27 protein-coding genes are annotated in these 26,744 nt (G+C 40.2%); 18 read left to right on the forward strand and 9 right to left on the reverse strand.

The features are described 5' to 3' along the window. Nucleotides 1-78 precede the first annotated feature (78 nt). From NSP_RS14840 to arsH, 4 genes are all read left to right on the forward strand, one after another. On the forward strand, nucleotides 79-1,089 hold the full coding sequence (locus NSP_RS14840) for an ArsJ-associated glyceraldehyde-3-phosphate dehydrogenase (RefSeq protein ID WP_006198008.1): 1,011 nt from the start codon (nucleotides 79-81) through the stop codon (nucleotides 1,087-1,089). A gap of 131 nt (nucleotides 1,090-1,220) precedes the next feature. After that, nucleotides 1,221-2,480 (forward strand): organoarsenical effux MFS transporter ArsJ, encoded by a 1,260-nt coding sequence (gene arsJ / locus NSP_RS14845; RefSeq protein ID WP_006198009.1) that lies wholly within the window; start codon nucleotides 1,221-1,223, stop codon nucleotides 2,478-2,480. Nucleotides 2,481-2,625: 145 nt separating this feature from the next. Further along, the gene (gene arsB / locus NSP_RS14850) at nucleotides 2,626-3,774 is read left to right on the forward strand and encodes an ACR3 family arsenite efflux transporter (RefSeq protein WP_006198011.1); all 1,149 of its coding nucleotides are present in this window, start codon (nucleotides 2,626-2,628) and stop codon (nucleotides 3,772-3,774) included. A 99-nt stretch (nucleotides 3,775-3,873) separates the two neighbouring features. Further along, entirely contained in the window at nucleotides 3,874-4,548 is a 675-nt protein-coding gene (gene arsH, locus NSP_RS14855) for an arsenical resistance protein ArsH (protein ID WP_006198012.1), read from the forward strand. 234 nt (nucleotides 4,549-4,782) lie between these two features. On the opposite strand, the gene psbA is transcribed toward arsH, so the two are convergent. Beyond that, nucleotides 4,783-5,865 carry a photosystem II q(b) protein gene (gene psbA / locus NSP_RS14860; RefSeq protein ID WP_006196269.1) on the reverse strand — a complete coding sequence of 361 codons (1,083 nt, stop codon included), beginning with the start codon at nucleotides 5,863-5,865 and terminating at the stop codon, nucleotides 4,783-4,785. Between the two features lie 464 nt (nucleotides 5,866-6,329). Between psbA and NSP_RS14865 the strand changes: the two genes are divergently transcribed. Continuing rightward, nucleotides 6,330-7,376 (forward strand): 1-acyl-sn-glycerol-3-phosphate acyltransferase, encoded by a 1,047-nt coding sequence (locus tag NSP_RS14865; protein ID WP_006198013.1) that lies wholly within the window; start codon nucleotides 6,330-6,332, stop codon nucleotides 7,374-7,376. A 52-nt stretch (nucleotides 7,377-7,428) separates the two neighbouring features. On the opposite strand, the gene rppA is transcribed toward NSP_RS14865, so the two are convergent. Further along, nucleotides 7,429-8,121 carry a two-component system response regulator RppA gene (gene rppA / locus NSP_RS14870; protein WP_006198014.1) on the reverse strand — a complete coding sequence of 231 codons (693 nt, stop codon included), beginning with the start codon at nucleotides 8,119-8,121 and terminating at the stop codon, nucleotides 7,429-7,431. Between the two features lie 56 nt (nucleotides 8,122-8,177). Between rppA and hisG the strand changes: the two genes are divergently transcribed. Next, on the forward strand, nucleotides 8,178-8,825 hold the full coding sequence (hisG, locus tag NSP_RS14875; RefSeq protein ID WP_006198015.1) for an ATP phosphoribosyltransferase: 648 nt from the start codon (nucleotides 8,178-8,180) through the stop codon (nucleotides 8,823-8,825). 167 nt (nucleotides 8,826-8,992) lie between these two features. Here hisG and NSP_RS14880 read toward each other — a convergent pair whose 3' ends face one another. Beyond that, on the reverse strand, nucleotides 8,993-11,092 hold the full coding sequence (locus NSP_RS14880; RefSeq protein ID WP_006198016.1) for a S8 family peptidase: 2,100 nt from the start codon (nucleotides 11,090-11,092) through the stop codon (nucleotides 8,993-8,995). Between the two features lie 56 nt (nucleotides 11,093-11,148). On the opposite strand from NSP_RS14880, the gene NSP_RS14885 reads away from it, so the two are divergent. After that, nucleotides 11,149-11,565: a XisH family protein gene (locus tag NSP_RS14885; protein WP_042202725.1), complete on the forward strand. Its 417-nt coding sequence runs from the start codon at nucleotides 11,149-11,151 to the stop codon at nucleotides 11,563-11,565. After that, nucleotides 11,553-11,888, forward strand: coding sequence for a XisI protein (locus NSP_RS14890; protein WP_006198018.1), 336 nt, complete (start codon nucleotides 11,553-11,555; stop codon nucleotides 11,886-11,888). The genes NSP_RS14885 and NSP_RS14890 overlap by 13 nt, the downstream gene beginning before the upstream one ends. 173 nt (nucleotides 11,889-12,061) lie before the next feature. Here NSP_RS14890 and NSP_RS27530 read toward each other — a convergent pair whose 3' ends face one another. Both NSP_RS27530 and NSP_RS26005 read right to left on the reverse strand, forming a co-directional pair. Continuing rightward, nucleotides 12,062-12,301 carry a DUF5838 family protein gene (locus NSP_RS27530; RefSeq protein WP_373567424.1) on the reverse strand — a complete coding sequence of 80 codons (240 nt, stop codon included), beginning with the start codon at nucleotides 12,299-12,301 and terminating at the stop codon, nucleotides 12,062-12,064. A 2-nt stretch (nucleotides 12,302-12,303) separates the two neighbouring features. Then, the gene (locus tag NSP_RS26005; RefSeq protein ID WP_017804192.1) at nucleotides 12,304-12,468 is read right to left on the reverse strand and encodes a DUF5838 family protein; all 165 of its coding nucleotides are present in this window, start codon (nucleotides 12,466-12,468) and stop codon (nucleotides 12,304-12,306) included. Between the two features lie 33 nt (nucleotides 12,469-12,501). Here NSP_RS26005 and NSP_RS14900 point away from each other — a divergent pair, with 33 nt between their 5' ends. The 6 genes from NSP_RS14900 (at nucleotide 12,502) to NSP_RS14930 (ending at nucleotide 19,133) form a co-directional block, all read left to right on the forward strand. Continuing rightward, on the forward strand, nucleotides 12,502-14,985 hold the full coding sequence (locus tag NSP_RS14900; RefSeq protein WP_071839314.1) for a PatA/PatG family cyanobactin maturation protease: 2,484 nt from the start codon (nucleotides 12,502-12,504) through the stop codon (nucleotides 14,983-14,985). A 118-nt stretch (nucleotides 14,986-15,103) separates the two neighbouring features. Continuing rightward, entirely contained in the window at nucleotides 15,104-15,307 is a 204-nt protein-coding gene (locus NSP_RS14905; protein WP_006198021.1) for a cyanobactin biosynthesis system PatB/AcyB/McaB family protein, read from the forward strand. A 14-nt stretch (nucleotides 15,308-15,321) separates the two neighbouring features. Further along, the gene (locus tag NSP_RS14910) at nucleotides 15,322-15,510 is read left to right on the forward strand and encodes a cyanobactin biosynthesis PatC/TenC/TruC family protein (RefSeq protein ID WP_231859478.1); all 189 of its coding nucleotides are present in this window, start codon (nucleotides 15,322-15,324) and stop codon (nucleotides 15,508-15,510) included. Between the two features lie 431 nt (nucleotides 15,511-15,941). Beyond that, nucleotides 15,942-16,712: a pentapeptide repeat-containing protein gene (locus NSP_RS14920; RefSeq protein WP_006198024.1), complete on the forward strand. Its 771-nt coding sequence runs from the start codon at nucleotides 15,942-15,944 to the stop codon at nucleotides 16,710-16,712. Between the two features lie 196 nt (nucleotides 16,713-16,908). Next, a complete protein-coding gene (gene ilvD, locus NSP_RS14925) occupies nucleotides 16,909-18,600 on the forward strand; it encodes a dihydroxy-acid dehydratase (RefSeq protein ID WP_042202732.1) in 1,692 nt (563 codons plus the stop codon). Nucleotides 18,601-18,785: 185 nt separating this feature from the next. Further along, nucleotides 18,786-19,133 (forward strand): recombinase family protein, encoded by a 348-nt coding sequence (locus NSP_RS14930; RefSeq protein WP_006194895.1) that lies wholly within the window; start codon nucleotides 18,786-18,788, stop codon nucleotides 19,131-19,133. 560 nt (nucleotides 19,134-19,693) lie between these two features. On the opposite strand, the gene NSP_RS14940 is transcribed toward NSP_RS14930, so the two are convergent. The 4 genes from NSP_RS14940 to NSP_RS14955 all read right to left on the reverse strand — a co-directional run bounded on the left by NSP_RS14940 (nucleotide 19,694) and on the right by NSP_RS14955 (nucleotide 23,155). Next, complete coding sequence (locus NSP_RS14940) at nucleotides 19,694-21,184, reverse strand: ISLre2 family transposase (protein ID WP_006198069.1); 1,491 nt, start codon at nucleotides 21,182-21,184, stop codon at nucleotides 19,694-19,696. Nucleotides 21,185-21,325: 141 nt separating this feature from the next. Beyond that, nucleotides 21,326-21,586, reverse strand: a complete 261-nt coding sequence (locus NSP_RS14945; protein WP_006199210.1) for a GUN4 domain-containing protein — start codon at nucleotides 21,584-21,586, stop codon at nucleotides 21,326-21,328. A gap of 374 nt (nucleotides 21,587-21,960) precedes the next feature. After that, nucleotides 21,961-22,215 carry a hypothetical protein gene (locus NSP_RS14950; protein ID WP_006199211.1) on the reverse strand — a complete coding sequence of 85 codons (255 nt, stop codon included), beginning with the start codon at nucleotides 22,213-22,215 and terminating at the stop codon, nucleotides 21,961-21,963. Then, entirely contained in the window at nucleotides 22,199-23,155 is a 957-nt protein-coding gene (locus NSP_RS14955; RefSeq protein WP_006199212.1) for an RpnC/YadD family protein, read from the reverse strand. Before NSP_RS14955 ends, NSP_RS14950 begins: the two co-directional genes overlap by 17 nt. 120 nt (nucleotides 23,156-23,275) lie before the next feature. On the opposite strand from NSP_RS14955, the gene NSP_RS14960 reads away from it, so the two are divergent. The 4 genes from NSP_RS14960 (at nucleotide 23,276) to csm5 (ending at nucleotide 26,741) form a co-directional block, all read left to right on the forward strand. Beyond that, the gene (locus NSP_RS14960; protein ID WP_006199213.1) at nucleotides 23,276-23,581 is read left to right on the forward strand and encodes a CRISPR-associated protein Csx3; all 306 of its coding nucleotides are present in this window, start codon (nucleotides 23,276-23,278) and stop codon (nucleotides 23,579-23,581) included. A 265-nt stretch (nucleotides 23,582-23,846) separates the two neighbouring features. Next, complete coding sequence (locus NSP_RS14965; RefSeq protein ID WP_006199214.1) at nucleotides 23,847-24,392, forward strand: hypothetical protein; 546 nt, start codon at nucleotides 23,847-23,849, stop codon at nucleotides 24,390-24,392. Then, nucleotides 24,389-25,471 (forward strand): type III-A CRISPR-associated RAMP protein Csm4, encoded by a 1,083-nt coding sequence (csm4, locus tag NSP_RS14970; RefSeq protein ID WP_017804194.1) that lies wholly within the window; start codon nucleotides 24,389-24,391, stop codon nucleotides 25,469-25,471. The genes NSP_RS14965 and csm4 overlap by 4 nt, the downstream gene beginning before the upstream one ends. Next, nucleotides 25,455-26,741, forward strand: coding sequence for a type III-A CRISPR-associated RAMP protein Csm5 (gene csm5, locus NSP_RS14975; RefSeq protein WP_006197816.1), 1,287 nt, complete (start codon nucleotides 25,455-25,457; stop codon nucleotides 26,739-26,741). Before csm4 ends, csm5 begins: the two co-directional genes overlap by 17 nt. The last annotated feature ends 3 nt before the right edge of the window (nucleotides 26,742-26,744 follow it).

Genomic DNA, 26,744 nt, shown 5'->3' on the forward strand with positions numbered 1-26,744 from the left:
TCATTGGTCATTGGTCATTTGTCATTGGTCATTGGGAAAAAACCGCTTACTGCAGATGGTTAGATAAATAGGAAAAATATGAAAATTCGTGTAGGAATCAACGGATTCGGTAGAATTGGACGGTTGGCTCTGCGGGCTGCGTGGGGTTGGCCAGAATTAGAATTTGTTCATATCAATGAAATTAAAGGTGGGGCTGTAACGGCCGCACACTTGCTGAAGTTTGATTCTGTCCACGGACGTTGGACACCAGAAGTAGAAGCGGAAGGGGAACGTGTCTTAATTGACGGTAAACCTCTGAGCTTTAGTGATTATGCCAAACCAGGCGAAGTTCCTTGGGATGAGTTGGGTGTTGATTTGGTGCTGGAATGCTCTGGTAAATTCCGCACACCTGCGACTCTTGACCCCTATTTTAAAAGAGGGGTACAAAAGGTAATTGTCGCTGCGCCAGTTAAGGAAGAAGCTTTAAATATTGTCATGGGGGTGAATGACCACCTTTATCAGCCGGAAAAACATCATCTGCTGACTGCTGCTTCCTGTACTACTAACTGTTTAGCCCCAGTAGTCAAGGTAATTCATGAAGGTTTGGGGATTAAGCATGGAATTATTACTACCATCCATGACAATACCAATACTCAAACTATTGTTGATGCACCTCATAAAGATTTGCGTCGGGCGCGGGCTACGAGTTTATCTCTGATTCCCACAACTACAGGATCAGCAACCGCAATTGGTTTGATTTATCCTGAACTTAACGGTAAGCTCAACGGTTTAGCTGTGAGAGTGCCATTACTGAATGCTTCTTTAACAGACTGTGTGTTTGAAGTTGTGCGACCAACCACAGTAGATGAAGTTAATAGTTTGTTGAAAGCAGCATCTGAACAAGCACCACTTAAAGATATTTTGGGTTATGAAGAGCGTCCTTTAGTATCTATTGATTACAAAGATGATCCTCGTTCTTCGATTATTGATGCTCTCTCCACAATGGTGGTGAATGAAACTCAAGTCAAAATCCTGGCTTGGTATGACAATGAATGGGGTTATGCGAATCGCATGGTTGAACTGGCTCGTAAGGTTGCATTGAGTTTTTAGGTATTGTTTTTGTTTGTGAAATGAGGAACGAACCGCAAAGGGCGCAAAGTACACAAAGAAAGAAGGAAGAAGGAAGAAGTTTGGCGCGGTTCGTCACCAAGAAATGGTATTAGCACTCAGCACTCTAAACTATGACTTCTACAGCTTCTCGCGCTAATGTCAAGAATTATGTTCTTGTTACCCTTGCCTATTGGGGTTTTACTATTACTGATGGTGCTTTGCGAATGTTGGTACTGCTGTATTTTGACAGTATTGGCTACACACCATTACAAATCGCTTCTTTATTTCTGTTCTATGAAATCTTTGGCGTTGTTACTAACTTTTTAGGCGGTTGGATTGGTTCTCAATTGGGTCTAAAGATCACGCTTTATGCTGGTATCGGGCTACAAGTTTTCTCAATGGTAATGCTGTCATGGCTCAATCCAGATTGGGTAGAGTGGCTTGCAGTGGGTTATGTGATGGTGGCTCAGGCATTTTCTGGGGTTGCCAAAGATTTAACTAAAATGAGTTCTAAGAGCGCTATTCGCTTGGTTGTACCCCAAGAAGATCAATCATCTTTATTTAAATGGGTAGCAGTACTAACTGGTTCTAAAAACGCCCTGAAAGGAATTGGCTTCTTTGTTGGTAGTGTCCTCTTAGCTTCTGTTGGCTTTACCAATTCCCTGTTAATTATGGCTGGGGGATTGTTCTTGATTATGTTCACTGGGTTGATGTTGCCTAAAGGTTTGGGCAAAATCAAAGCAAAGGTCAAGTTTAAGCAACTCTTTTCTAAGAGTAAAGAAATTAATATTCTCTCGGCGGCGCGATTTTTTCTCTTTGGTTCACGAGATGTCTGGTTTGTGGTCGGGTTGCCGGTTTTCTTGCGGGGGACTTTAGGCTGGTCATTCTATCAAGTTGGTGGATTTTTGGCTTGTTGGGTAATTGGCTATGGTGTTATTCAGTTTCTAGCCCCAGTACTTATCCAGAAATTTGGTTCTGGTCAACCACCCCAATCAAAAACCATCCAGTTTTGGACATTTACCCTCACAGCTGTTCCTGGTGCGATCGCCTTAGCTCTACAATTAGGTGTACCCGGTAATATAGCAATTATTGGCGGACTCCTAGTATTTGGTGTAGTCTTTGCCTTCAATTCCGCAGTGCATTCCTACCTAGTGTTAGCCTTCACCGATGACGATAAAGTAGCCCTGAACGTCGGCTTCTACTACATGGCTAACTCCGGTGGAAGATTAGCCGGCACAGTCCTATCAGGATTAGTTTTTCAATATTTCGACTTAGTAGGTTGTTTGTGGACATCCATGTTCCTAGTACTAGCAGCCGGACTAGTTACTATAAAGCTACCTGATCCTAAACCCAGTAAAGCAATTCTATGGAAAGCCGAAGGTGGAGAATAGAAGAAGCAGGGGAGCAGGGAGCAGGGGAGCAGGGAGCAGGGTGCTGGGTGCAGGGAGCAGGGGGAAAAACTTCTCTTCCCAATCCCCAATCACCAATTCCCAATCCCCAATCCCCAGTCCCCAGTCCCCAATTCAAGGTAATTCGATGAATACAAATCAACAAAGCAATCAAGCCCCTGTACAAGCCGGGAGTAATCTCAGTTTTTTTGAGAAATACCTCACCGTTTGGGTATTTTTGTGCATCTTGGCGGGAATTGCACTAGGAAGATTATTTCCTGGGGTAGCGGTGGCGCTGGATGCAATGAGTATTTATCAAGTGTCAATTCCCATTGCAATCTGTCTATTCTTCATGATGTACCCCATCATGGTAAAAATTGACTTTACCCAAGCTGTGAATGCTTTCCGCGCCCCCAAACCCGTAATTCTCACCTTGGCGGTAAACTGGTTAATTAAACCATTCACGATGGTGGTATTTGCTCAGTTTTTCTTGGGTTGGTTATTTCGTCCATTCATGACAGGTACAGAATTAATTCGTGGTAACGAAGTAGAAATAGCAAATTCCTACATTGCTGGGGCAATTTTATTAGGAATTGCTCCTTGTACTGCAATGGTGTTGATGTGGGGATATCTGTCCTACGGCAATCAAGGACACACTTTGGTAATGGTGGCAGTTAATTCTCTGCTAATGCTGTTTTTGTATGCACCTTTGGGCAGATGGTTATTAGCAGCCAATGATTTAATAGTGCCTTGGCAAACTATAGTTTTATCGGTGATCATTTATGTTGGTTTGCCGTTACTAGCAGGAATGTACAGCCGTTACTGGATTTTTCAACACAAAGGTAGAGAATGGTTTGAAAGGCGTTTTTTAAAGTATCTCACTCCAGTTTCGATTACTGCTCTGTTAATTACTTTAGTTTTGTTATTTGCGTTTAAGGGTGAAGTTATTGTTAATAATCCCTTACACATTTTATTGATTGCTGTACCGCTATTTATTCAAACTAATTTCATTTTTTTGATTAGTTATGTGGCAGCATTAAAGTTGAATATATCTTATGAAGATGCCGCACCCGCAGCGTTAATTGGAGCTAGTAATCACTTTGAGGTGGCCATTGCTACGGCTGTCATGTTGTTCGGTTTAAATTCTGGTGCGGCACTGGCTACAGTTGTTGGGGTGTTAATTGAAGTTCCAGTCATGTTAATGTTAGTGGAAGTTTGTAAGCGCACGGCTGCTTGGTTTCCCAGGGAACCGCAAAAAGCAACTTTACTAGATCCACGTTGTATTCGTAGTTTGTAGGCTCGTAGTCAGCGATTTATTGCTCTGTTTGCAAACTTTTAAAGGGCTAAAGCCCTGACCTACACACCTTAATTATCATCAGAAGTAATTACTGTTTTCATGACGAATTTTAATCATCCACCGAGAATATTATTTTTATATGGTTCTTTGCGAGAGCGTTCTTATAGTCGCTTGTTAGCAGAAGAAGCAGCCAGAATTATTACAGAATTTGGTGCAGAGGTAAAATTTTTTGATCCTCGTGAATTACCGATTTATGGTACTGTACCGGATACTCATCCTAAAGTACAGGAATTACGAGAATTGAGTATGTGGTCTGAGGGTCAAGTTTGGTCTTGTCCTGAGATGCACGGCAATATTACTGGTATTATGAAGAATCAACTTGACTGGATTCCTCTGAGTTTAGGCGCAGTTAGACCAACTCAGGGAAGAACTTTAGCAATTATGCAAGTAAGCGGTGGTTCTCAGTCTTTTAATACTGTGAATACGCTGCGAATTTTGGGACGGTGGATGCGAATGTTTACAATTCCCAATCAGTCTTCGGTGGCAAAAGCTTATCAAGAGTTTAACGAAGATGGTACGATGAAGGATTCACCTTACCGCGATCGCGTGGTTGATGTGATGGAAGAACTCTATAAATTTACACTTCTATTGCGTGAACAAGTTGATTATCTCACAGACCGTTACAGTGAACGCAAAAAAGCAGCAGCACAAGCAACTATAAAAGTGGCAAATAGTGCGTTGGAAAATTTATCATCAACTCAAAAATCATCATAATCTCAAAATCCCCAAAATTAAACAGCCAAAAACTTCTGAATCACATCTTGGGTAAGTTCGTGGGTGGAAGCAGAGGCGACAATACGACCTTTTTGCATGGCGTAATAGTAATCAGCATGGGCGAAAGTATTGTTCTCAGTTGGGTTGTAACTAAACCCCCAAAATCAAAAGCGCCCTCCCGTTTGGAAGAGCGCTTTGAATTCGCAGAGAAGTTATTGTCTATGTCTCAGTCAATTAACCGTTGATAGCAGGTGCTGTTAAAGCAACAGGAGCAACATCAGCAGCAGCCAAGTCTAGGGGGAAGTTGTGAGCGTTGCGCTCGTGCATTACTTCCATACCCAAGTTAGCGCGGTTGATTACATCAGCCCAGGTAGCAATAACCCGACCTTGAGAATCAATTACTGATTGGTTGAAGTTGAAACCGTTCAAGTTGAACGCCATTGTGCTGACACCCAAAGCGGTAAACCAGATACCGATTACAGGCCAAGCAGCTAGGAAGAAGTGAAGTGAACGGCTGTTGTTGAAGGAAGCGTATTGGAAGATTAACCGACCAAAGTAACCGTGAGCAGCTACGATGTTGTAGGTTTCTTCTTCTTGTCCGAACTTGTAACCGTAGTTTTGAGACTCGGTTTCGGTTGTTTCACGTACCAAGGAAGATGTCACCAAGGAACCGTGCATTGCGGAGAATAATGAACCACCGAATACACCAGCTACTCCCAACATATGGAAGGGGTGCATCAAGATGTTGTGTTCTGCTTGGAACACAATCATGAAGTTGAAGGTTCCAGAGATACCCAAAGGCATACCGTCAGAGAATGAACCTTGTCCGATGGGGTAGATTAAGAATACTGCTGTAGCAGAAGCCAAAGGCGCAGAGTAAGCTACACAGATCCAAGGACGCATACCCAAGCGGTAAGATAGTTCCCACTGACGACCTAGGTAGCAAGCGCAACCGATCAAGAAGTGGAAAATTACCAATTGGTAAGGACCGCCGTTGTACAACCACTCATCTAAGGAAGCTGCTTCCCAGATTGGGTAGAAGTGCAAGCCGATAGCGTTGGAGGAAGGAACAACTGCACCGGAGATGATGTTGTTTCCGTAAATCAAGGAACCAGCTACGGGTTCGCGGATACCGTCGATGTCTACTGGAGGAGCAGCTACGAATGCGATGATGAAGCAGGTGGTAGCAGCTAGTAGGGTTGGGATCATCAGAACGCCGAACCAACCGATGTAAATCCGGTTATCGGTGCTGGTAATCCATTCGCAGAAGCGATCCCATACGTTGGCGCTTTGGCGCTGTTGTAAGGTTGTAGTCATGTTTTTATGATTGCGGTTGTTTATGTATGTATGTAACAGATGCGTTTGCGTTTCTGTCTATGAAATTACTTTACACTAGTTTACAAATGTTTAGCAAGTAAATTAATATCAGTAAAAATTATACATATAGTTAGTTTTACTTATCAGTGATATTTAACGTACCGGACTTCCAAATAAAAAAACACTCAACCACCTAATAGACATCTGGTGAAAATAAAATATGCGTTATCACAGAACCGTTGTAGAGACGTTCCATGGAAAGTCTCTACATTCTTTCCTCTGTGTCCTCTGTGCCTGGTGTAGTATGCGCTACGCGAACGCTACGCGAACCTTCCTCTTGCAGCGACTAAAGAAACATAGACAAGTAAATGTAGTGAATTTTACGCCCAGGGTAGGATACAAATCACGACAATATATATAAGGCTAATATATGTGTCTAAGATAATTTTTGTCTCATCTACTTAATGCCTGTGATTTATCAACACGCTGAAAAGTTGCTCAAAACTCAACAGGAAAAAGCATCAGGTGAAGGTTATAGATTTAGCTGGTTTGACTGGTGTTGTTTGTGGTATCCTCCTGGTTGGCTGGTTCTATTTAACCGCCATTGGCAGCACTATCACGCTGATCCTGATGGTTGGAATTGGGTAGAATATGGATTATTTTTAGTTCCTGGTGGATTTTACATAGCACTGCTAATGCGATGGTTGCGTCTGGGATGTCGTTCACCAAGACAAGAAGTTGATGAATTTAATCCTCAGTATCAGAAAGCTTTTCGTGAAGAAATTCTTGCTCCCATAGTTAAATGTTATTTTCGAGCAGAATTACAAAAGATTCATAACTTACCTGTACAAAGTCCTGTTATTGTAGCGATGAACCATGCAGGGATGTGTTTTCCTTGGGATTTTATCACTTTAGGTTATTTATTAAGTAAAGTCCAAGGTTGGGAGGTGCAACCTTTAGCCAGTGAAACACTATTTGAGCATCCTTGGATGAGTTGGTGGCTACCACCTAAATGGTCACAGGTTTTAGGTGCTGTGCGAGCAGAGAAAGGTGATTTTGAAAAAGCCATCGCCCAAGGTAAAACTCTCCTATACGCACCGGAAGGATTACGTGGACCCCTTAAAGGTTGGAAACAACGCTATCAGCTACAAAAATTTGATGTAAGTTTTATGCAACTGAGCGATCGCTATCATATTCCCATTCTTCCAGTTTTGTGCATTGGTAGCGAATCGTTACATCCTTGGACAGTCAACCTCAAGAAATTGCAACGACTATTTAAATTACCCTTCTTACCCATATCGCCATTAATGATTATGTTGCTCATATTTCCCTCAATGGGAGTGTGGGCAATGAGAACTCGCCTAAAATACTTTATCCAACCTGTACAAAAAGTCAACCCAGTCCAAAGACGTGGAGCAACCTACAAACAAGTACAGCAACTGCGAGAAAAACTCCAAATTCAAATTATGGAGTTATTATCTCACGCAGAGGCGCAGAGGCGCAAAGAATAGGAGTGAGAAAAACTCTGCGTACCTTTGCGCTGACCTTAGCGTACCTCTGCGTTTAATCCATAGAAGTTCCAAAACGGTAGCCTTTGCCGTAAACAGTATGAATTAGTGGTGTTTCTTTGCCTACCTCAATCTTACGCCGCAGCAAGCGAATTAAGGCCGCTATGACATTACTATTAGGTTGTTCGTGATCTTGCTGCCAAAGATTTTGCAGAATTTGGGCATGAGTGAGCAAATGTCCCGTATTTTCCATAAAATATTGTAGCAGTTGACTTTCTTTTTGCGATAATTCAATAATTCTTCCTTGGCGATAGGCTACTTGGTTTTCACTATCAAGTTCTAAATCAGCTACTGTGAGCCGTCCGGTTGTGGTTTCATGACTAGGAGAACCAGCACGACGTAATAAAGCCCGAACTCGCGCTAATAGTTCTCGCAGTTCAAAGGGTTTTACTAAATAGTCATCTGCACCTGCATCTAAACCTTCTACTCGGTCATCTAAGGTATCTTTTGCTGTGAGAAATAGTACGGGTGTGGCTTTACCTTGGCGGCGCAATTCCTGACAAATCTCTAAACCTGTTTTTCCAGGTAGCATCCAATCTAAAATCAATAAATCATAAGTACCTCCGGCGGCAAATTCGCTACCAGTCGCACCATCATAAGCCATATCCACACTGTAACCCTCACGCTTTAACACGCGACTTAAAGGGTCCGTCAGTTCTACTTCATCATCAACTAATAAAATTCTCATGCTCCTTGAGGTAAGCAATCAAGATATTCTCAAATAAATGAACTACCAAAAAGAAAATGTTAACTGTTGCGTTGCCGAAAGGGGAACTACTCAAAAATAGCATCCGCCTGTTAAAGTCTGTAGGATTGGATTTTAGCGCTTTTTTAGATTCAGGAACTCGCCAACTGCAAATTCTTGATGCTAGCGGACAAGCAAAAGGACTGTTGGTGCGGGGGCATGATGTGCCTGTATATGTAGAATATGGTCAGGCTCAGTTGGGAATTATTGGTTACGATGTGTTGCGGGAGAAAAAGCCGCAAGTTGCACATTTAGTTGATTTACAGTTTGGTCATTGTCGAATGTCAGTGGCTGTAAAAGCTTCTAGTGCCTATAAATCACCTTTAGATTTACCTCCTCATGGACGAGTTGCTTCTAAGTATGTCAATTCCGCTCGTGAATATTTCCATAGTTTGGATCTACCTATAGAAATTGTACCTTTGTATGGTTCTGTGGAATTAGGTCCCATTACCGGAATGTCAGAAGCAATTGTCGATATAGTTTCTACGGGGCGGACTTTGAGCGAAAATGGTTTAGTGGAAATTACGACTTTGTATGAAAGTACGGCGCGCTTGATTGGTCATCCTCTGAGTTATCGTCTCAATACAGGAAATATGCATCAATTTGTTGAGCAACTGCGTCTGGAAGCTTCTTTAACGGCTGTTTAACTGCAAAAACCTCCAGAATGCCTAAATCATTCTGGAGTATCTACAAGTGCCTTTTATCTGAGAGAGCTTTTTTACACCCTTTTCGACTTTTCAAATATCCTCTAAGAAATGCAAGTCCCGTTTCCCATATGAGCAAACCCGGTGGTAAACTTTACCACCAGTCAGAATTATTTCCGCACAGACCAAGAACGAACTTGACCCAAAGTTACAGGAATTCTATCACTCACATCAATAGTAAACAGAAAAACTCTTCTCGCCCTGCGTCCATTTTCTGGATCAAAAAACTTCAATTTCACATCCCAACAATCACTATTAATTCTACAGAAAGGACTTTTTTCTACTTCAATACTATCAAGCTGCATCCCTGTAGAAATAGCTTGGGAAAAACTAGAAGCCGCTTGAAAAGCATTAGTTACAGAAAAGTTCAACGCCCGGTCTTTAGAAAGTTGTCCTAAATTTTGTAAATCATAGTAAACTCGATTTAAGAAACTACTCAAAGCTTTTCGCATTGCCATTTCTTCGGCTGGTGCTGTGCCTTCCGTAATCACAGTTTGCAAAGCTGCATCTACTAAACTGTTGACTTTCCAGCCATACATTCCCCTAGTATTAGTTAGAGTAATTACAGGCACAACTTGACCAGAAAATAACTCTACAGTTCTATCTGTTAATCTTGCGGGAATACTCACCCTTTCTACAAAATCATCACTATCTTCTGGTTGAATTTGTCCCGCTAACATTAAAACGAGAGTTTCATAGATATCAGCAGCAAAACCGCTAACAGGTTCTAAAGCATAAATGGGAGTCAGTTCTTGGTTGAGAGTCCAAATTAAAGGTTTAGCTTCGCTGGGGTTTTGGGACAAATAATCAACCATTTGACGGGCATCATAAGGGTTAGCAGGGATAATTGCACCATCAATATTTACTGCTGGCATTAATTGTTTAAAAGAGTCCCTTCTGGCTTCATCACCAAAGTCATAACCAATAGTTCCCAAAGCATAAACCAATTGAGAAGCCGCACTAGGGGTAACACCTTCAGTAATTTCCTTTCTTTCAATCGTAGCAACTGCCACACCAGTTTCTCGTTCCCAGTCTCCGGCTGGGAATGCCTTTTCCAAGGCTCTGCCTGATGGTATAGTGAGAGGCAGCGCCTCTGATGTAGCATTCCCAGGTAGAACATGGGAACGAGAGATTTTTACCCCCCTCTCCTCCAGAGATAAGGGTTGTAGGTGAGGTTCTAACCTTTCTCCCGTCAATAATTGAAACGCACCCGGAATATTAAACTTACCTAATAAACAGCGTTCCGGTTCTTCCACTGTTTCTGGGTTACAGGGAATAGCACTATTTAAAATTGCTTGGCGCACTGCTTCGGCGTTGGGTTGTTCTCCCCGTTGCAGTTGCATACTCATCAACAATGCAGAAATACCTGTAACAATAGGTGCAGCGCAACTAGTCCCTTTTTCTCTGATAGGTTCTTCTGTTCCCGGTTGCGCGCCTAAAATGTTTTCACCGTTGGCCATTACCCCTTTATTTTGATATTCTCCGCCATAATTACTAAATTTAAACGGTTGACCATCATCTCGCATTGCACCAACGGTAATAACACCAGGAAGAATAGAGGGAATACACCAACATTCCCCTTTATCATTACCACCAGGGGCAACAATTAACATATTATTTTCTTGGCATTGTTTGACAGCACGGGCAAATAAATCTGGTGCTACCCCGGTTTGGGTGGGGTGACAAGCGGCGATATGGATAATATTTGCTCCCCATTGCAAAGCAGTATTAATCGCGTGGGTGAGGTTAATAGGGGAAATAAAATCATCACCAGCGAAGGAAATGGGAATATTTAATGCTGTACACAAAGGGGCAATACCAGGGGCGGGTGTGCCGTGTTGTCCTAAAATAGTGCTAGAAATATGAGTAGCATGACTTGATAATTCTATCCGTTGTCTAATAGCTGGGGGAAAGGGGGCAAAAAATGCTTCTCGTTCTTTTTTCGCCTCTTCTTTATCGTGGTCTGGGTCGTCTTTTTTATCTTTTTGTTGTTGGTTAAATTCTAAAGATAAGTTGAGATAATAAAAGTATTCTTCGTTAAGTTCAATATCTTCTGACCAGTAGGGTTGAAATTGGCTAAAATTCGCGCCTTGAAAACAACTGCGTTCTAAGTCTGCTGCACCATCAAGGATAGCAATTTTAATCCGGGGGTCGCCTTTTGTGCGTGTCCAAATTTGAGAAATTCCGGGGATGTCGGTAAGGTCTGGCATGGGTTTTGTTAGTGTTATAATAGTTAGTGGGTAAAAAGTCTAATTTTTTAAAGTTAATGCCAGCTAAAGATATTTTTCATCATGCTGTTAGGATAGGGTTAGAAAAAGAGGGTTGGGTAATAACGGATGATCCTCTTGAAATTGAAATCGGTGGTGTTGAAATGTACATTGATTTAGGTGCAGATCAAATTTTGGCAGCCGAAAGAGAGGACAATAAGATAGCAGTTGAGATTAAGAGTTTTGTAGGATCATCCAATATTTCTCAATTTCATACAGCAGTTGGTCAATGTTTCAATTATCAGATTGCTCTTGAAGCAAAAGAACCAGAACGAATTTTGTATTTGGCTGTTCCTTTAGGTACTTATCAAAGTTTTTTTACTTTACCATTTATTCAGATGGTGCTACAACGTTCTCAACTGAAAATTATCGTTTATGATCCAGTAAATGAGGTGATTATAACATGGATAAATTAGAACAATATCGTGGTTATATCCAACAATTGTTAACGGAATATGCTCAACCAAGTTCGGCAAATTCTGAAATTGAAAAACAATTTATTTCTGATTTGGTTCATGACCATTATCAATTGGTGTATGTTGGGTGGAAAAACAGAAGGCGTACTTATGGTTGTGTTTTGCATTTGGATATTAAAGATAACAAGATTTGGATACAACATGATGGAACTGAAATTGGTATAGCAGATGAGTTAGTTAAATTAGGAGTACCAAAAGCAGATATTGTTTTAGCATTTCATGAACCTTTGGTGAGACAATATACAGGTTTTGCTGTTGGTTGATTTTCACATGAATTTTACTAGATAATTGTCAGAATTAAGATTTCCAGGATTTAAAGATTTACAGGATGTCATTTAAATTGTGTAGGTTGGGTTGACGTAAGGAAACCCAACATTTCGGTTATTTTATTATTTATTTTTGTTGGGTTGCGCTGTCGCATCCTGGGGATTTTATACTAACTCATTTGATAATACAGGCTGAAATTTTTAATTACTCCATTAATTAACTCCCTTTCAGGAAAACCCACAATTACATTATTTACAGGTTTATTTATATAAAAATTATGAACTCGATTTGCCATATCATTTCTTAAATTATAGATAAAGTTATTCGGGTCAATTGGATGATAACGAAGAGATTTTTCTGGCTTATTTTTGCTGAAAGAAAACGTCAAAGCCGAAGAATAACTTAACAATTCTAAAGCAGGATTTTATCTTGTTCCAGTTTGCAGGAACATTCAATTGTACAATCTTCAATTTGTTCTGCAAAATTCTCAAAAATATCTAAAGGATAAAAATATTCAATATCAAAGGCTTGTTTATGTTCGTTAATATAACGGAGATTGTGATTTATATTAACCATAGTTCTATCAGATATCATCATTTATAATTCCTTATGCCTAGAAAACCTCGAACTTTAAAAGAAGGATACTCTTATCACATTACCATCCGTTGCAATAACCGTGAATTTAAACTATCACGGCGTGAATGTCGGGAAGTGTTTCTTTATGCAATAAAAAAGGTTTTGAACAAATACAATTTCCAGCTTTATGCTTTGTGTATTATGTCAAATCATGTTCATTATTTAATCGAACCAAAACAGCCAGAAGAGTTACCTAAAATTATGCACTTTCTTAATTGGTACACTGCTATGTGTTTTAATCGAATGTTAAGAAGAACAGGGCATTTTTGGGAGAAACGATATTACTGTGATGGGTTTCCTTCTTCAGATAGAGAAAGAGCATTAAATACTTTACGGTACATTCATGCTAATCCTAAAGCTGCCAAAATGCGCCAGAGTTTTTTCTATGACTTCAGTAATTATGGCAGTTATGAACGCTTAACTGATGATGGTTTAACTCAATGGCATCCGGCTTTTCTGCGGCTAGGAAGCAGTTTAGAAGAATGTGCCAGGAAGTATAAAGGCTTTTGCCAAAAGTATAAACCCAAGGAGAAGACCCCAACCCAATGCCACTGGGGTAGTAAGCTGTTGGCTGGGGTTCATCTCTCGGATAAGGGTTCAACCACCAACCCCAAAAAATCCAAGTCTCGTTTCTCACCAGAGCCGTGCCAGGTATCGGAAACCCCTGTAGCAAGTATTATATTTGGTCAACCGGAATCATCCGTAGAAGGAATTGCCCCCCAATGTCGCGGTTTAATCGTCCCTATTTTTGGTGACAATAATAGAAAACTTTCTCAACTAGATTTATCTCGCGCCATTGAACAGGCAGTTAATGCCGGGGCGCATATTATCAACATCAGCGCCGGACAACTCACCGATAATGGTGAAGCGGAAGGCTGGTTAGATAAAGCTGTGCAACTGTGCAAAGATAACAATGTTTTAATTGTGGCTGCTGCTGGTAACGATGGTTGCGAATGTTTGCACGTCCCCGCCTCCTTACCCAGTGTATTAGCAGTAGGGGCAATGAATGACCAAGGTAAACCCATTGACTTTAGCAACTGGGGGGAAATTTACCAAAATCAAGGCATTCTTGCACCCGGTGAAAACATCTTAGGTGCAGAACCGGGAGGAGGGACACAAAAACTCAGTGGTACTAGCTTTGCTACTCCCATTGTTTCCGGAGTCGCCGCTTTACTGCTAAGTCTGCAAATTCAACGCGGTGAAAAACCTGATCCCGCTAAGGTCAGAACCGCATTATTAGAAACCGCTATCCCTTGCACAACCAAGGATACCGACGATGTGAGTCGCTGCTTGCTAGGCAAGTTAAATATTTCCGGTGCATTGCAATATTTCACAGGAGGAACAATGTCTGAAGAATTAGATACCGTGGAAACCGTTGACAGCGTAGAAGCTGCTGGTTGTGGTTGCGGTGGCACAGATACCACAAATATCACTGAACCCGAACCCAACCCAGAAGAATTTATCCCAGATGAAATACCTGAAGTTGTTCCCGCTATTCCCGCGACAATTTCTGCACCTTTGACAACTGCAAATTTATCAAATTCCAGACCTACAACCATGTCAAACCGCACATCTAACTACATCACCGCCAGCCAAGCACCCAGCGACCTCGCTGAACTTAACCTAGCTTATGCTTTAGGAACACTGGGTTATGATTTTGGTTCAGAAGCCAGACGGGACTCGTTTAAACAATTAATGCCAGGGGTAGCAATAGACGGAACAGCAATTCCCGCTAATCCCTATGATGCCCGGCAGATGGTAGATTATTTAGGAGATAATCTTTCTGAAGCTAAGTCTTTAATTTGGACATTAAATTTAGAATTAACTCCTATCTATGCCATTGAACCAGGTGGGGCTTTTGCCAGAGATGTCTATGCAATTTTACAAGAATTATTATCAGGGCAAATTCAAGCAGAAGACAGCGAGAATTATGTAGAAAGAGTGAGTATTCCTGGTGTTTTATCAGGACGCAGTGTGAAACTATTTTCTGGTCAAGTTGTGCCTGTAATTGAAGTTCCCAACACACGGGGGCTTTACGGTTGGAAGGTTAACACCTTGGTTGAGGCTGCTATTCAGACAGTACAAGCACAAGCTTCAGAAGCGCAAGAAGAGTCTATTCGCCGCACTTTGGGTAGTTTCCTCAGCCGTATTTATTATGATTTACGTAACTTGGGTACAACTTCCCAAGACCGGGCGTTGAATTTTGCTTCTACCAATGCTTTCCAAGCGGCTTCTACCTTCGCTGAAGCTGTGGCTACAGGTATGGAACTGGATAGTATTACTGTAGAGAAAAGTCCTTTCTGTCGTTTAGATAGCGATTGTTGGGATGTAAAATTGAAATTCTTTGATCCTGAAAATAGCCGTCGTGCTAAGAAGCTATTCCGGTTTACAATTGATGTGAGTGATATTATTCCTGTCACCTTGGGCGAAGTCCGTTCTTGGTCTACTCCTTATTAATATCTCTGATATAAATCCCCGACTTCTGAAATTAAATTATCATTTCTTTTATAGAATCAAAAAAGAAGTCGGGGATATTGCGGTTTCCAAAATCCAAAATCTACAATCTAAAATTGATATGAGATTACCTAAACTTTCCCCGCCAGTAAAAAGACCGGATATTATTTATCCTCATCGGTCTGTTGATGTGATTCATGGCAGAGTTGAAGACTTAGTTCATATTCGCATGGATTTATTACATGGTGCTAACTATAATGATCCTGCTGCTTTTCAAAATCGCAGTTATCAGCAAATTAAGTCCTCTTGTAGATGTATGTTTTAGGAATTATCAAAATTATGAGTAAACAAAAGAAAACCCCCGCAAATTCCAGTCAACCAGAACCTCAAGCACCAGCAGAAATTGAACGTAAGTTGTTATCTACTGGTTTGGAAGATTATGGTTTTTGGTCACAGGAAATGGCTAGACAAAAAGCTGCACAAACTGAACCTGATAAACCTTTCCGTCGTGGTCGTATTTGGTGTTAGTTATTTAAATCTCCAATTTCTTGCATAACCAAAGTTGCTATAGCGATTATCAGTTAAGTGAGATACAACAACCCCACCCCCAACCCCCTCCCATATCAAAGGTTTATCCTTTTCTTCCCCCCGCAACGGGGGGATTTCGGGGGGTGCGAGGAGGGGGCTATGATGTACTTCATTGAAGTGCATACCGCTATAGGGAAGAGCGAGCGCTCTGGTTTTCGCAGAGCTTTCACCCGAATTTCTGACAAAGAAATCAAAGAAAAGGGTCAAAAACTGCGAAAATGTATATAAATAAAGTATTTCATCTCGCCTCGCCCATAGTGAAGAGCGATTGTTTTATTAATGATTTTTTTCTCTTGTGAGAAATCCGGGTTACTCATATCATAGGTTTAAGTATAAATGTATAGCTTAAGCTTGTGTATTAAGTAATGTATATGAAAAGCCCAATTTTAGCCACACTTGTATTTTTAACTACCATTAGTCTGACCACAACTGCCCAAGCAGCCAACTTTGAACACGTCAGACAGTTATTAGCTACCAAGGAATGTCAAAACTGTGACCTAAGTAATGCTGGTTTAGTCATGGCTGACTTATCGGGAGCGGATCTAAGCGGTGCTAATTTAACAAATGCTAACCTCAGTCGTGCGAATTTAAGCGGTGCTGATTTAAGAGGCGCAAACTTAAGCGGTGCTGGTTTGTTTGGCGTTAACCTCAGCCAAGCTAGACTCAGTGGTGCAAATCTAATGGGTGCTGATTTGAGAAACACCTTTTTAGCCAATACAGAATTTAATGGTGCTTACCTGGATGGCGTTAACTTTCAAGGTGCTATTGGTATACCCATGCAAATTGCTACACCAGAAGAATTCTATGCTTTAGGGGTTGCAGAAGCACAAAAAGGTAATCAAAAGCAAGCAATTTATTATTTTGATCAAGCGATCGCATCTCAGCCAGAATACGCAGGTGCTTACTTAGCCCGTGGTGTTGCTCGTTACCAAATATTTGACCGATCAGGCGCATTCCAAGATGCTCAAACTGCCGAAAAAATGTTTAAAGCCCAAGAAAACGAAGTAGGAATCCAAACCGCAGAAGCTTTTATGAAAGAACTACAAACACCCTACTCTGAGAAAGTCAGCACTGGTAAACCCAGCTTTTTCGACTTTGTAGGCAGTCTTGGCTCAGTTTTGCTCCAGTTTTTACCTTTTTAAATGGGGGAGTAGGGAGTGGGGAGTAGGGAGTGGGGAGTGGGGAGCAGAGGAGAAGTTTTTTCCCAATGACCAATGACCAATGACCAATGACCAATGACCAATGACTAATGACTGCTGCTGAATTATGCTATCTATACATGGGAAAATCAGGTAATACAATCGCAATCCCAGCGATGATGGCATGGAAGGAAAAAAAATGTCGGAGAATTTAAGAAGCCAAGTTGTTACCCAAGGAGTGCAGCGATCGCCTAATCGAGCTATGCTGCGTGCAGTGGGTTTTAAGGACGAAGATTTTAATAAAGCCATTGTCGGCATTGCTAATGGCTACAGTACAATCACTCCCTGCAATATGGGAATTAATAAACTAGCACTAAGAGCCGAAATTGGCGTAAGAGAAGCTGGGGCAATGCCGCAAATGTTCGGTACTATCACCATTAGTGATGGGATTTCTATGGGAACCGAGGGGATGAAATATTCCCTAGTGTCACGAGAAGTTATTGCTGATTCCATTGAAACCGCCTGTACTGGACAAAGTATGGATGGCGTTTTGGCTATTGGTGGCTGTGATAAAAATATGCCAGGGGCAATGCTAGCGATGGCGCGCATGAATATTCCTGCTATTTTTGTTTATGGTGGCACAATTAAACCCGGTCACTACGATGGTAAAGATTTAACCGTCGTGAGTTCCTTTGAAGCAGTTGGTCAATACAGCGCCGGTAAAATTGATGGTGATGAACTCTTAGCAGTGGAACGTGAAGCTTGTCCTGGTGCTGGTTCCTGCGGTGGGATGTTTACAGCAAATACCATGTCTTCCGCTTTTGAAGCAATGGGCATGAGCTTACCTTATTCTTCCACAATGGCAGCCGAAGATGCTGAAAAAGCCGACAGTACGCAAAAATCAGCAGTTGCTTTAGTAGAAGCCATACGTAAGCAAATCTTACCTCGGCAGATTATCACCCGTAAATCTATAGAAAATGCCATTTCAGTAATTATGGCAGTGGGTGGTTCCACAAATGCAGTATTGCACTTTTTAGCGATCGCTCGTGCAGCTGGAGTAGAACTCACACTAGATGATTTTGAAACCATCCGTGGACGTGTCCCAGTTATCTGTGATTTAAAACCCAGTGGTAAATATGTCGCCACAGACCTGCACAAAGCTGGCGGAATACCTCAAGTCATGAAAATGTTACTTGTGCATGATTTACTCCACGGCGACTGCTTAACTATCACAGGTAAAACAGTAGCAGAAGTCTTAGCAGATATCTCCGCAGAACCACGTACCGACCAAGATGTGATTCGTCCTTGGAATAACCCCATGTATGCTCAAGGACACTTAGCCATCCTCAAAGGCAACCTAGCCACAGAAGGGGCTGTAGCCAAAATCACCGGAGTTAAAAAGCCGATTATTACTGGCCCTGCACGGGTATTTGAGTCTGAGGAATCCTGTTTAGATGCCATCCTCGCAAATAAAATTAATGCCGGGGATGTTCTCATAATTCGTTACGAAGGTCCCAAGGGTGGCCCTGGTATGAGAGAAATGCTTGCTCCCACCTCAGCAATTATTGGGGCTGGGTTAGGCGATGCAGTAGGTTTAATTACTGATGGGCGCTTTTCCGGCGGTACTTACGGCATGGTAGTTGGTCACGTAGCCCCAGAAGCAGCCGTTGGTGGTGCGATCGCTCTTGTAGAAGAAGGTGATAGCATTACCATTGATGCCTCTAATCGCCTCTTGCAATTGAACGTCTCAGATGAAGAATTAGCCCGTAGACGTGCCAATTGGCAACCCCTTCCACCCCGTTACACCAAAGGCGTACTTGCTAAATATGCCAAATTAGTATCTTCTAGCAGTGTTGGAGCAGTCACAGATTTAGACTTATTTAATGGTTAGCCATTAGTTATTTCCACCAAACAGAGACGTTGTATACAACGTCTCCATAACAGGTTTGGAATTGTTGCAATAGAAATGAAAATAGTTGCTGATCATCTTCTTTGCAGCTATATTAAAAAATATTGCCGCACTCTCAAATCCTAAAATAACGTAGTATACTGGGGTTAATCCTATTTAACCGAAAGATGAAATACCTAACCCCAGAACAAGTTTACAAACAATTTGGCTATCACCCTAAGACGACGGCAGAATGGGCTGACTTAGGGAAAATAGAATGTATCCGTTCCCCTGGTGGACATCGAAGATATCCAGAGTCAGCATTTATCAAAACAGTCTCAACGGATAAAGAGCGGGTTCTTTATGCCCGTGTCAGCACAAAAACCCAGTTGTTAGACCTTGACACACAAATAGAATTTTTAGGCAAAACTTACCCAGGATGTCGAGTCGTTAAGGATGTGGCTAGTGGCATGAACTGGAAGCGGAAAAACTTTCTTAAATTAATGACTCAAGTTGCTCCCGAATCAAATCTCTGAAATTGTCGTGGGACACAAGGACAGGTTATGCAGATTTGGCTTTGAGTTCGTTGAGTGGTTTTGCAACCTTCACGGCTGCAAAATTGTTGTGGTAAACAATGCCAAACTATCACCGCACGAAGAGTTAATGCAGGATTTTATGGCTATCATGCACTGCTTTTCCTCCAAACTTTACTTCCTTAGGGCTTACAAGAAAAAAATAGCCGAAGAGCAAAATATTCATGAAATAAATAGTAGTCAATACGAGTCAATATGTGTATAGTAGTAGAAGACGTAGTAAACCAAGACGATGAAACTCAAGGTAAAGAAGGGAGCAACGCGATTTTGTGAAGTTGGGTCAAAAAGTAGCGATCGCTAATCATCTTTTTTCAGTACAAAGTAATTTTATTTACAATATATAAACGTATTTACACGATAAATTATCTTGATGAGATATCTCAAAAAGATTGCTAGTAAATCATTTGACGATTATTTCCAAAATTTTCTGTAATATCTCTTGAATGTTTGGTATCAATTACAGCAGAAAATAAATTAAAGGAAGAATTAAAGTATAAAATTTATTACCCAGTTGGGGATTTGATCAAAGAATTAAAAATAGAATCACAAAAATTATCCCAAGTTTTAGCTATCCATTGACAACGCAGATGTAACATAATTTCTGCATTATTTTGTAACCAAAACTTACTGTTTCCTTTCATGCGTAAATTAACAACTTGACGAATTAAACTTTCAACTGCGCCACTACCAAGAGGAAGCTTTTGAGATGCCACCTCGTTATATTTTAACAGCCTCCTTCTATAGGCTTTTAAAATATAATTTCGCTCTCGCACTAAAATTTTACAGCGTTCTCCAGTCGCGCCAGAGATAAATTCACCCATGTTTCTCATTAAATCTAGCGTTTGCCCTTTCTTTAAAGCTTTTCGAGCTTTTTTAAACCATAATTGACTTTCATTATCTGTACTAAAAGCAGCATCAGCAAAATCTTTTAAATGTGATACAGCGTGATACAAATCTAATAATTGATAAGTTTCGGATGGACATTTTAGCTTTTTTAATAACGGGGGAATGTGTATCCATATCCACTCTGCACCATCGGCAATCAATAACACCTGTTTAGCTTGGCTTATCCCCAAATTTACTAAGTACATTTCTAAAATTTTCAGAAACTCTTTATAACCGGAATATGTGCCATCATTAGTAATAGGTATTGCTGATGTTCTAATTTTTTTACCTTGTTCATTTACGACATAAATTGTTAGTAACTTTGGCTCCATCCATTCACCGACAAAGCCATGACGGTTTGTTTTGCTACTGGGTCTACCTTTTTTATTAAACCTAATTTTAGTTCTTCCACCATCTACAGCGATGACAACTCGTTGGTCTTTGAGAACATTACTATCAGATAAGTTATCCATCTCCAGATGTAATATTTTCGATTGGCGAAGATTAATACCAATTTTACCAAAAAGGTAAGTCAGACGTTCGATTCGTTTTAAACTAACATTTATTCCCCAATCTATCAGAGTCGAATGTGCTGCATCAAAAGAACTTGCTATTGTACCATATTTGGCAATTGTTGACCAAACCAAAGGGGTAATACCTTCAGACATCCCTAGCCACTTTAAAAACGGACAAAATCCTTGATTTGAGGTTTTGATTTTTTGCTTATTGAGTGAAGAACTATCAGATTTTTTACTTTTCGGATTTCGTTCAAGTACATAAGGTAAGTTTAAAGTTACTTCGACATTTCCAATTGTTACTATTTGTCGCTTTTTATAACCATGTTTTTGTGTTTTTGTGCTTCTCCATCCTTGTGTTTGAGCAACAGAGTAGTCAAGAATCTTCGGTGATATCGAAAGATTATATAATAAAATAGCCATACATTGTCCAGCTAAAATGAGTGCCTGAACTCTAATTTCTTCTTCTCGCTCTTTGAGCTTTTTCCCATCCCATTCTGGGATATTCGCAAAATCTAAAAGTTTTGTAGCATTCGATTGAAAAGTTTTTATTGATGTATTTAAATCAAGACTTGCACATATATTTTTTGTCATAAAAGGCAGATATTCCCTATCTAAAAACACTATTTAAAGGGAATTTTACCTTTTTTTGTCGCCATTACAGAACAGGTAGGAAGTATTTATGTATTTATACGCAACATTAAGTGATAAATTTATTTTGCTACTGAGAAGAGGTTATTGGCGATCGCTACTTTTTGACCCAACTTCACAAAATCGCGTTGCTCCCAAGCGTCCTTGACTATAATCTGCCCACAAATCATCAATCATTTTTAAGTCTGATGGAGGCAATTCGTATTCATCAACATCTAAGTCTCGCATCCATTGCTCTTTTTCTCTGACTGTAATTTTTAGCAATAGTGCTTGGGTTTCGTGGTCGGCTTTTCTCCATTTCTTGGCAGCAAGAAAATCCTCTAGTCGTGTATAGATGATTGTCATGTTTCTCTGGTACGATTCATTTTAAATATATTATCGATCAAATTTTGGTAAAATAAATAAGCCCAGTACCGTGAATATACTAGGAAAATCAAATGTTTCAGTCCCCTTGCGGGGAATATTTTAGCGGAAAGTATTTTCTGACCAAGAAATAAACCTGAAACACTGATAACAGAAACAGTGGAAACGCTATAACTATTGAATTATCAAGGTTCTGGCGATTTGGCGAACCCCCCAGGGTTTTTGACCTCACTAGAGGTCTGCCAAAAATCAAGCTAATAAAAATCATAAACCGATTATTTGAGCTTGTCCAGTATTTTATCAAACATCACAGCCGAGACATTTCTATACAGCTTGGGGGTAGGGATGCGATGAATTTACTCAACACCATCCTGGTTTAATTCCTGCTGAAACTCAGAAATTGACCTTGTAATACTAGCCTTTTTTAACAATGGCTTCAGCCGAGCATGATCATAAATTTGATTGAGTTGTTCAACCAATTCGGGAGGAACATGATTAAATCGAGCTTCTAAAACTATAGCAATAGCCTGATGTCTACCTTCTGCTATGCTTATGCGTTCTATGCTTGTGATATATCTCGTGTCTTGTTCCACCTCAGATTTTTTGATCATCTGTGTCTGTATCTTCCTGGTTTAATTCCTGCTGAAACTCAGCAATTGACGCTGTGGTGACAGCTTTTTCCAATAGCTGATTCAGCGATTCAATATCATATAACTTATTGAGTTGTTCCACTAATTCAGGAGGAACATCTTGAAATCGCAGTTTAAGTATCTTAGCTATAGACTGCTGGGTAGCCTCTGCTATACCTATGCGTTCTATGCTTGTTATGTATCTCATCTCTTTTTCAGCCTCAAAACGCTTCAATTCAGTTTTGAAATTCAAGTCTAAATCCGGTGGTAAAGTCATTAATCTGTCCAGCAACCGGAATAGCTGAGAGATTTTATCTCTACTATAGCCTAACTCATACATTCGTTTAATCAGGCTCAACTTCCAGCGCAATCGACCTGTTAAATCTTGAGTTGTAGCTTGTGTCCGCAGGTGCGCCATCACCAGTACAGCAAAAGGACTATCACTTTGTTCTAATTCTAACCAACGGGCTTCATAGTCCAGTAGTTTCACAATGGGAAATTGCAGACTCAGCCGACATCCCCAGCGTTCATAACTGTATTCTTGCGATCGCCAACTTGGTTGATTATCCCCCAAAATTGCCAAGCTCACAACTTCTTGGTTATAACGGTCAAAAATTCTGTAATGGTACGAAAACATCCGTTTAGCAAAGTTGGGATCAACTTGACTTTGAATTTCCAAATGTACCAACAGCCAGGTTTCCTTTCCATCATTTAGCCAAATTTTAATCAGCTTATCGACGACTTGCTTACCAACCTCAGATTCTCTCATCAATTGCTGAAGTTCTTTGTCAAGAAACTCATAGCCTCGCGTCCAGTCAATTTCTGCTTGAATTTCTGGAAAAAAGAATGCTAGAAACGCTTCAAAATATTGTTCTACACCTTCCTTCCAAGCACCATCATAGTCGGCTCGTACTTCACTCACAGTTATTTCTAGTCAAAATAGCAAAAATATCATAACTCACATCTTGCACCTAACCCATTGGAAAAAGCCTCTTCCAACACCCGTGTATGATGTAGCTATTGATGGAAAAACACCGCAGCAATGACTACCTACAACATCGAATTCAAAGACGGGATATTACGAGTGAGATTTGGCGAACCTGCTCAGAACGATCAAATTGTCAAGGATGCAGCCGCGCGACTTGAGGAAATGACAACATCGGGAGAACTCACAGGAGGACAACTGCTAAAGATTAACGGACCGATTTCTATACCTGTAGCCTTTGTTTTAGCTCACAAACTTAGTCATATTTACGGTGCTATTGGTTTATTTGACCCTAAAATAGGCAAATATGTAATTTCTATCACACATAATCCTGCCTATAAACTCGGTGATTTAATTGATTGATAGCTTTTAGATAGCGCTAAAAAAAACCGAATATATACGTAAATTGCCATAATTTTGGCAAAATTTCAACATACTTATCATTGCAAAACTTGATAGTCAGTTCCATACTCAAGGAGATATAATTAATACTGTTTTGCCGTTGCTAACTGGTGGTATTCATTACTTCGCACGGTTGTAGGTGGGTTTGCAGAGAAACGATTAACACAAGGGGCGCTGACGATTCCAGTTCATATAGATTTTGCAGTTTCAGTAATGGAAATATTTTATGGTGATAAGTTCTGAAAAGGTTGCATTACAGGTTATTCAACAGGCGATTTCAGCTTTGGCTAAATGGGCTAATTTTGCTCATCCTTCTCTAGATAATCTAGATAAAAATGAGTTTCCAGAAGTTACTAGAGCAAAGGAAATATTAGATTGGAAACCAGAGACAAAAGTTGAAATATTAAGCTTAGTATTTGACAGCGTAAACTTATCTGATAAACCTCAGAAAGAAACAACAAAACATTATCATCCACTCAAAGCAATTGATAATGATGATAAAGAATATCCTGATATTCCTTATCCCTTAAATTCCGCACCTACTTCAGAACAACAGCAAGCCTTTAAAACAGAGATTAATGACGCACTTTCAAAATATCTCAAAGATAACTGGGAAAACCTATCTTTATTGATGCTGATATTAGAAAAATTTGGCTCATGTCTGAGTTTTGGTGAAGCGGATGTAGCCTTTCCCAATACTCAAGCACTTTTAGATAACTTCAGAAGTTTACGCGAGTATATACAGCGACTATTACCAGGGAATGAATCATGAGTGTTTGGAAATTAGTAGAACTGAATTTTGAGCGCAATTTAGCTCACTTTGGGGAAGTGGGAATTGGAATGGAAACAACAGGCGATCGCATCCGTTCCGATAGTTTATTTAGCGCCTGGGTAAGTAACTATGCAAGGTTGTTTCAAAAAGAAGGAGTAGAGGAATTATTACAGCTATTTCCCACCGACAAACAACCCCAACTCATACCTCCCTTTCGCATCAGTTCTACATTTATCTATCGACAAGTGGGGGTAAATATAATTTACTATCTTCCCCGTCCCCTAAAATTTCCCATCAACTACCCAGATGAGGATTTAGCATTTTTCAAAGCCTACAAAAAACTCAACTATTTACCCTTAGAAATTTGGGAAAGATGGTATCAGGGAACAGGATTCACCACAGATGATGCTGAGGAATTAGAAAAACATATCTCGGATAAAACCCAAGGAAAACTACTAGCAACAGCAGAAACCTTTAACCACAGCAAAGCTTGCAAAATTCAACAACTCCCCAAAATAGCCATAGATAGGAATACCAGAGCGACAAACATTTATCATACAGGCTTTGTGCAATTTGCTTGGGAGAAAGACAAAAACCCCGCAGGTTTATACTTTCTCCTAGAACTTTCTCCAGAAGGTGAAAAATTAGCCGATAAACTCCAAGCTGCATTACATCTTTTAGGAGAAGAAGGAATTGGCGGAGAACGTTCTAGTGGCGCAGGAAGATTTAAAGTTAGCTGGTTAGAATTACCAAAAAATTGGCAAAAAGTAGTGAATTTTAAAGGGGGAAATCACCATACCTTGATGAGTTTATTTTGGGATGATGACATATCATCAGACTTACTCAAAAATTCCAGTTACGAAATTCTAGAAAGGGGTGGTTGGATAGCAGAAAGTCAATTACGTCGCCAAATGGTAAGAATGTTTAGTGAAGGTTCTGTTTTTTCCACACTACCACAAGGAAAACTGGTAGATGTCAAACCCAAAGAATTTACAAAACACAGTATTTACCGGAGTGGTATTAGCTTAAGTTTACCAATTAAAGTACAGGAAAAAGAAAATCATGGTTGTTGCGTCTGAATCTGCACTTAAAAAACCTGACTTTTACGAATCAAAACGCATACAGTTAACCAGTCCACTTTTACATATTGGCTCATCTGTATCTAAATTAAATCCTTTTGAATATGTACAGATAGCCAAAAAAGTTTATCTTCCTAATCAAGAAGCCTTAGCTAAAGGATTATTAAAAAAGGGGGGAAGTTTTTTAAACGACTATATTCAAGTAATTGAAGAACGTCAAGACATCACCAGACTTTTAAAACAAGCCTTTGGCGATGAATGGTGGAATGCAAAAGACACAGATGAAAATCCCATTTTTCCCAAAGATGCAATTAGCCAAAACTTCACCCAAGAAAGGATTACAGATTTACGTCCGATGATTCGCAATGGTATGGGATATTTATTTATCCCTGGTTCCTCAATTAAAGGCGCAATCAGAACAGCCATAGCCTATCATTTACTCAAATATCCTGACCGTTATCAAGTACCTCTAGAATATCGCAGCAGTCAAATTGAAGACAGGTTGAAAAATAGTTTAGGAGAATTGAGAAATAAGCATAAACAAAAGTTTGCTGATGACAAGCTATTTATGGATAATTTCTTCTCTAACTATACTCTCAATTATCAAGGTAAAAAATTATCTGGTAGCAGTCAAAATACAGATTTTTTACGCTGTTTAAAAGTCAGCGACTCTGAACCGATAATTGAAAGAAAAGTTCCCAGTAAAACAGGTAAATCAATTCCCGTCAATTTTTCCGTTGTGGGTGAAGTCATAGTTTCCAGCAGATATCCTGATTATTTAGCCAAATATAAAGCCTCTATCTATGCTGAGATGGCGCGGAATGTCAACACAGAATTTACACTCACCTTAGATACAGAAATGCTGTCATGGTTCGAGCATAAACAAGGAATGAAATTACCCTTTAAAAACCTTAATGAATTATTACAAATATGCGAAGATTTTGCTCAAGAACAATGGGACTATGAGCATGATTATTGGAACACAATAGAAAATAACCCTAGAGCATCTGGTAAAAATTTAGATTTTAATCATATCCGCGATTTATACGAACCAGAAAAATGTCCCTATACACTCAGGCTAGGTTGGGGTAGTGGAATGACAGGAACCACAGTTGGGTTATGTTTTGACGACGAAATGAGGGCAGAAATCCGCGATATTTGCGGTATTAAAGCACCTGGTTTTGAAGCCCCAAAATCTCGGCGAACAGTGATGAATAGCAATGGCGAAATTAAATTTGTTCCTGGATGGGTGAAATTCAGAGCTTTATAAAAC

Source organism: Nodularia spumigena CCY9414 (assembly GCF_000340565.2).
GTDB classification, from domain to species: domain Bacteria; phylum Cyanobacteriota; class Cyanobacteriia; order Cyanobacteriales; family Nostocaceae; genus Nodularia; species Nodularia spumigena.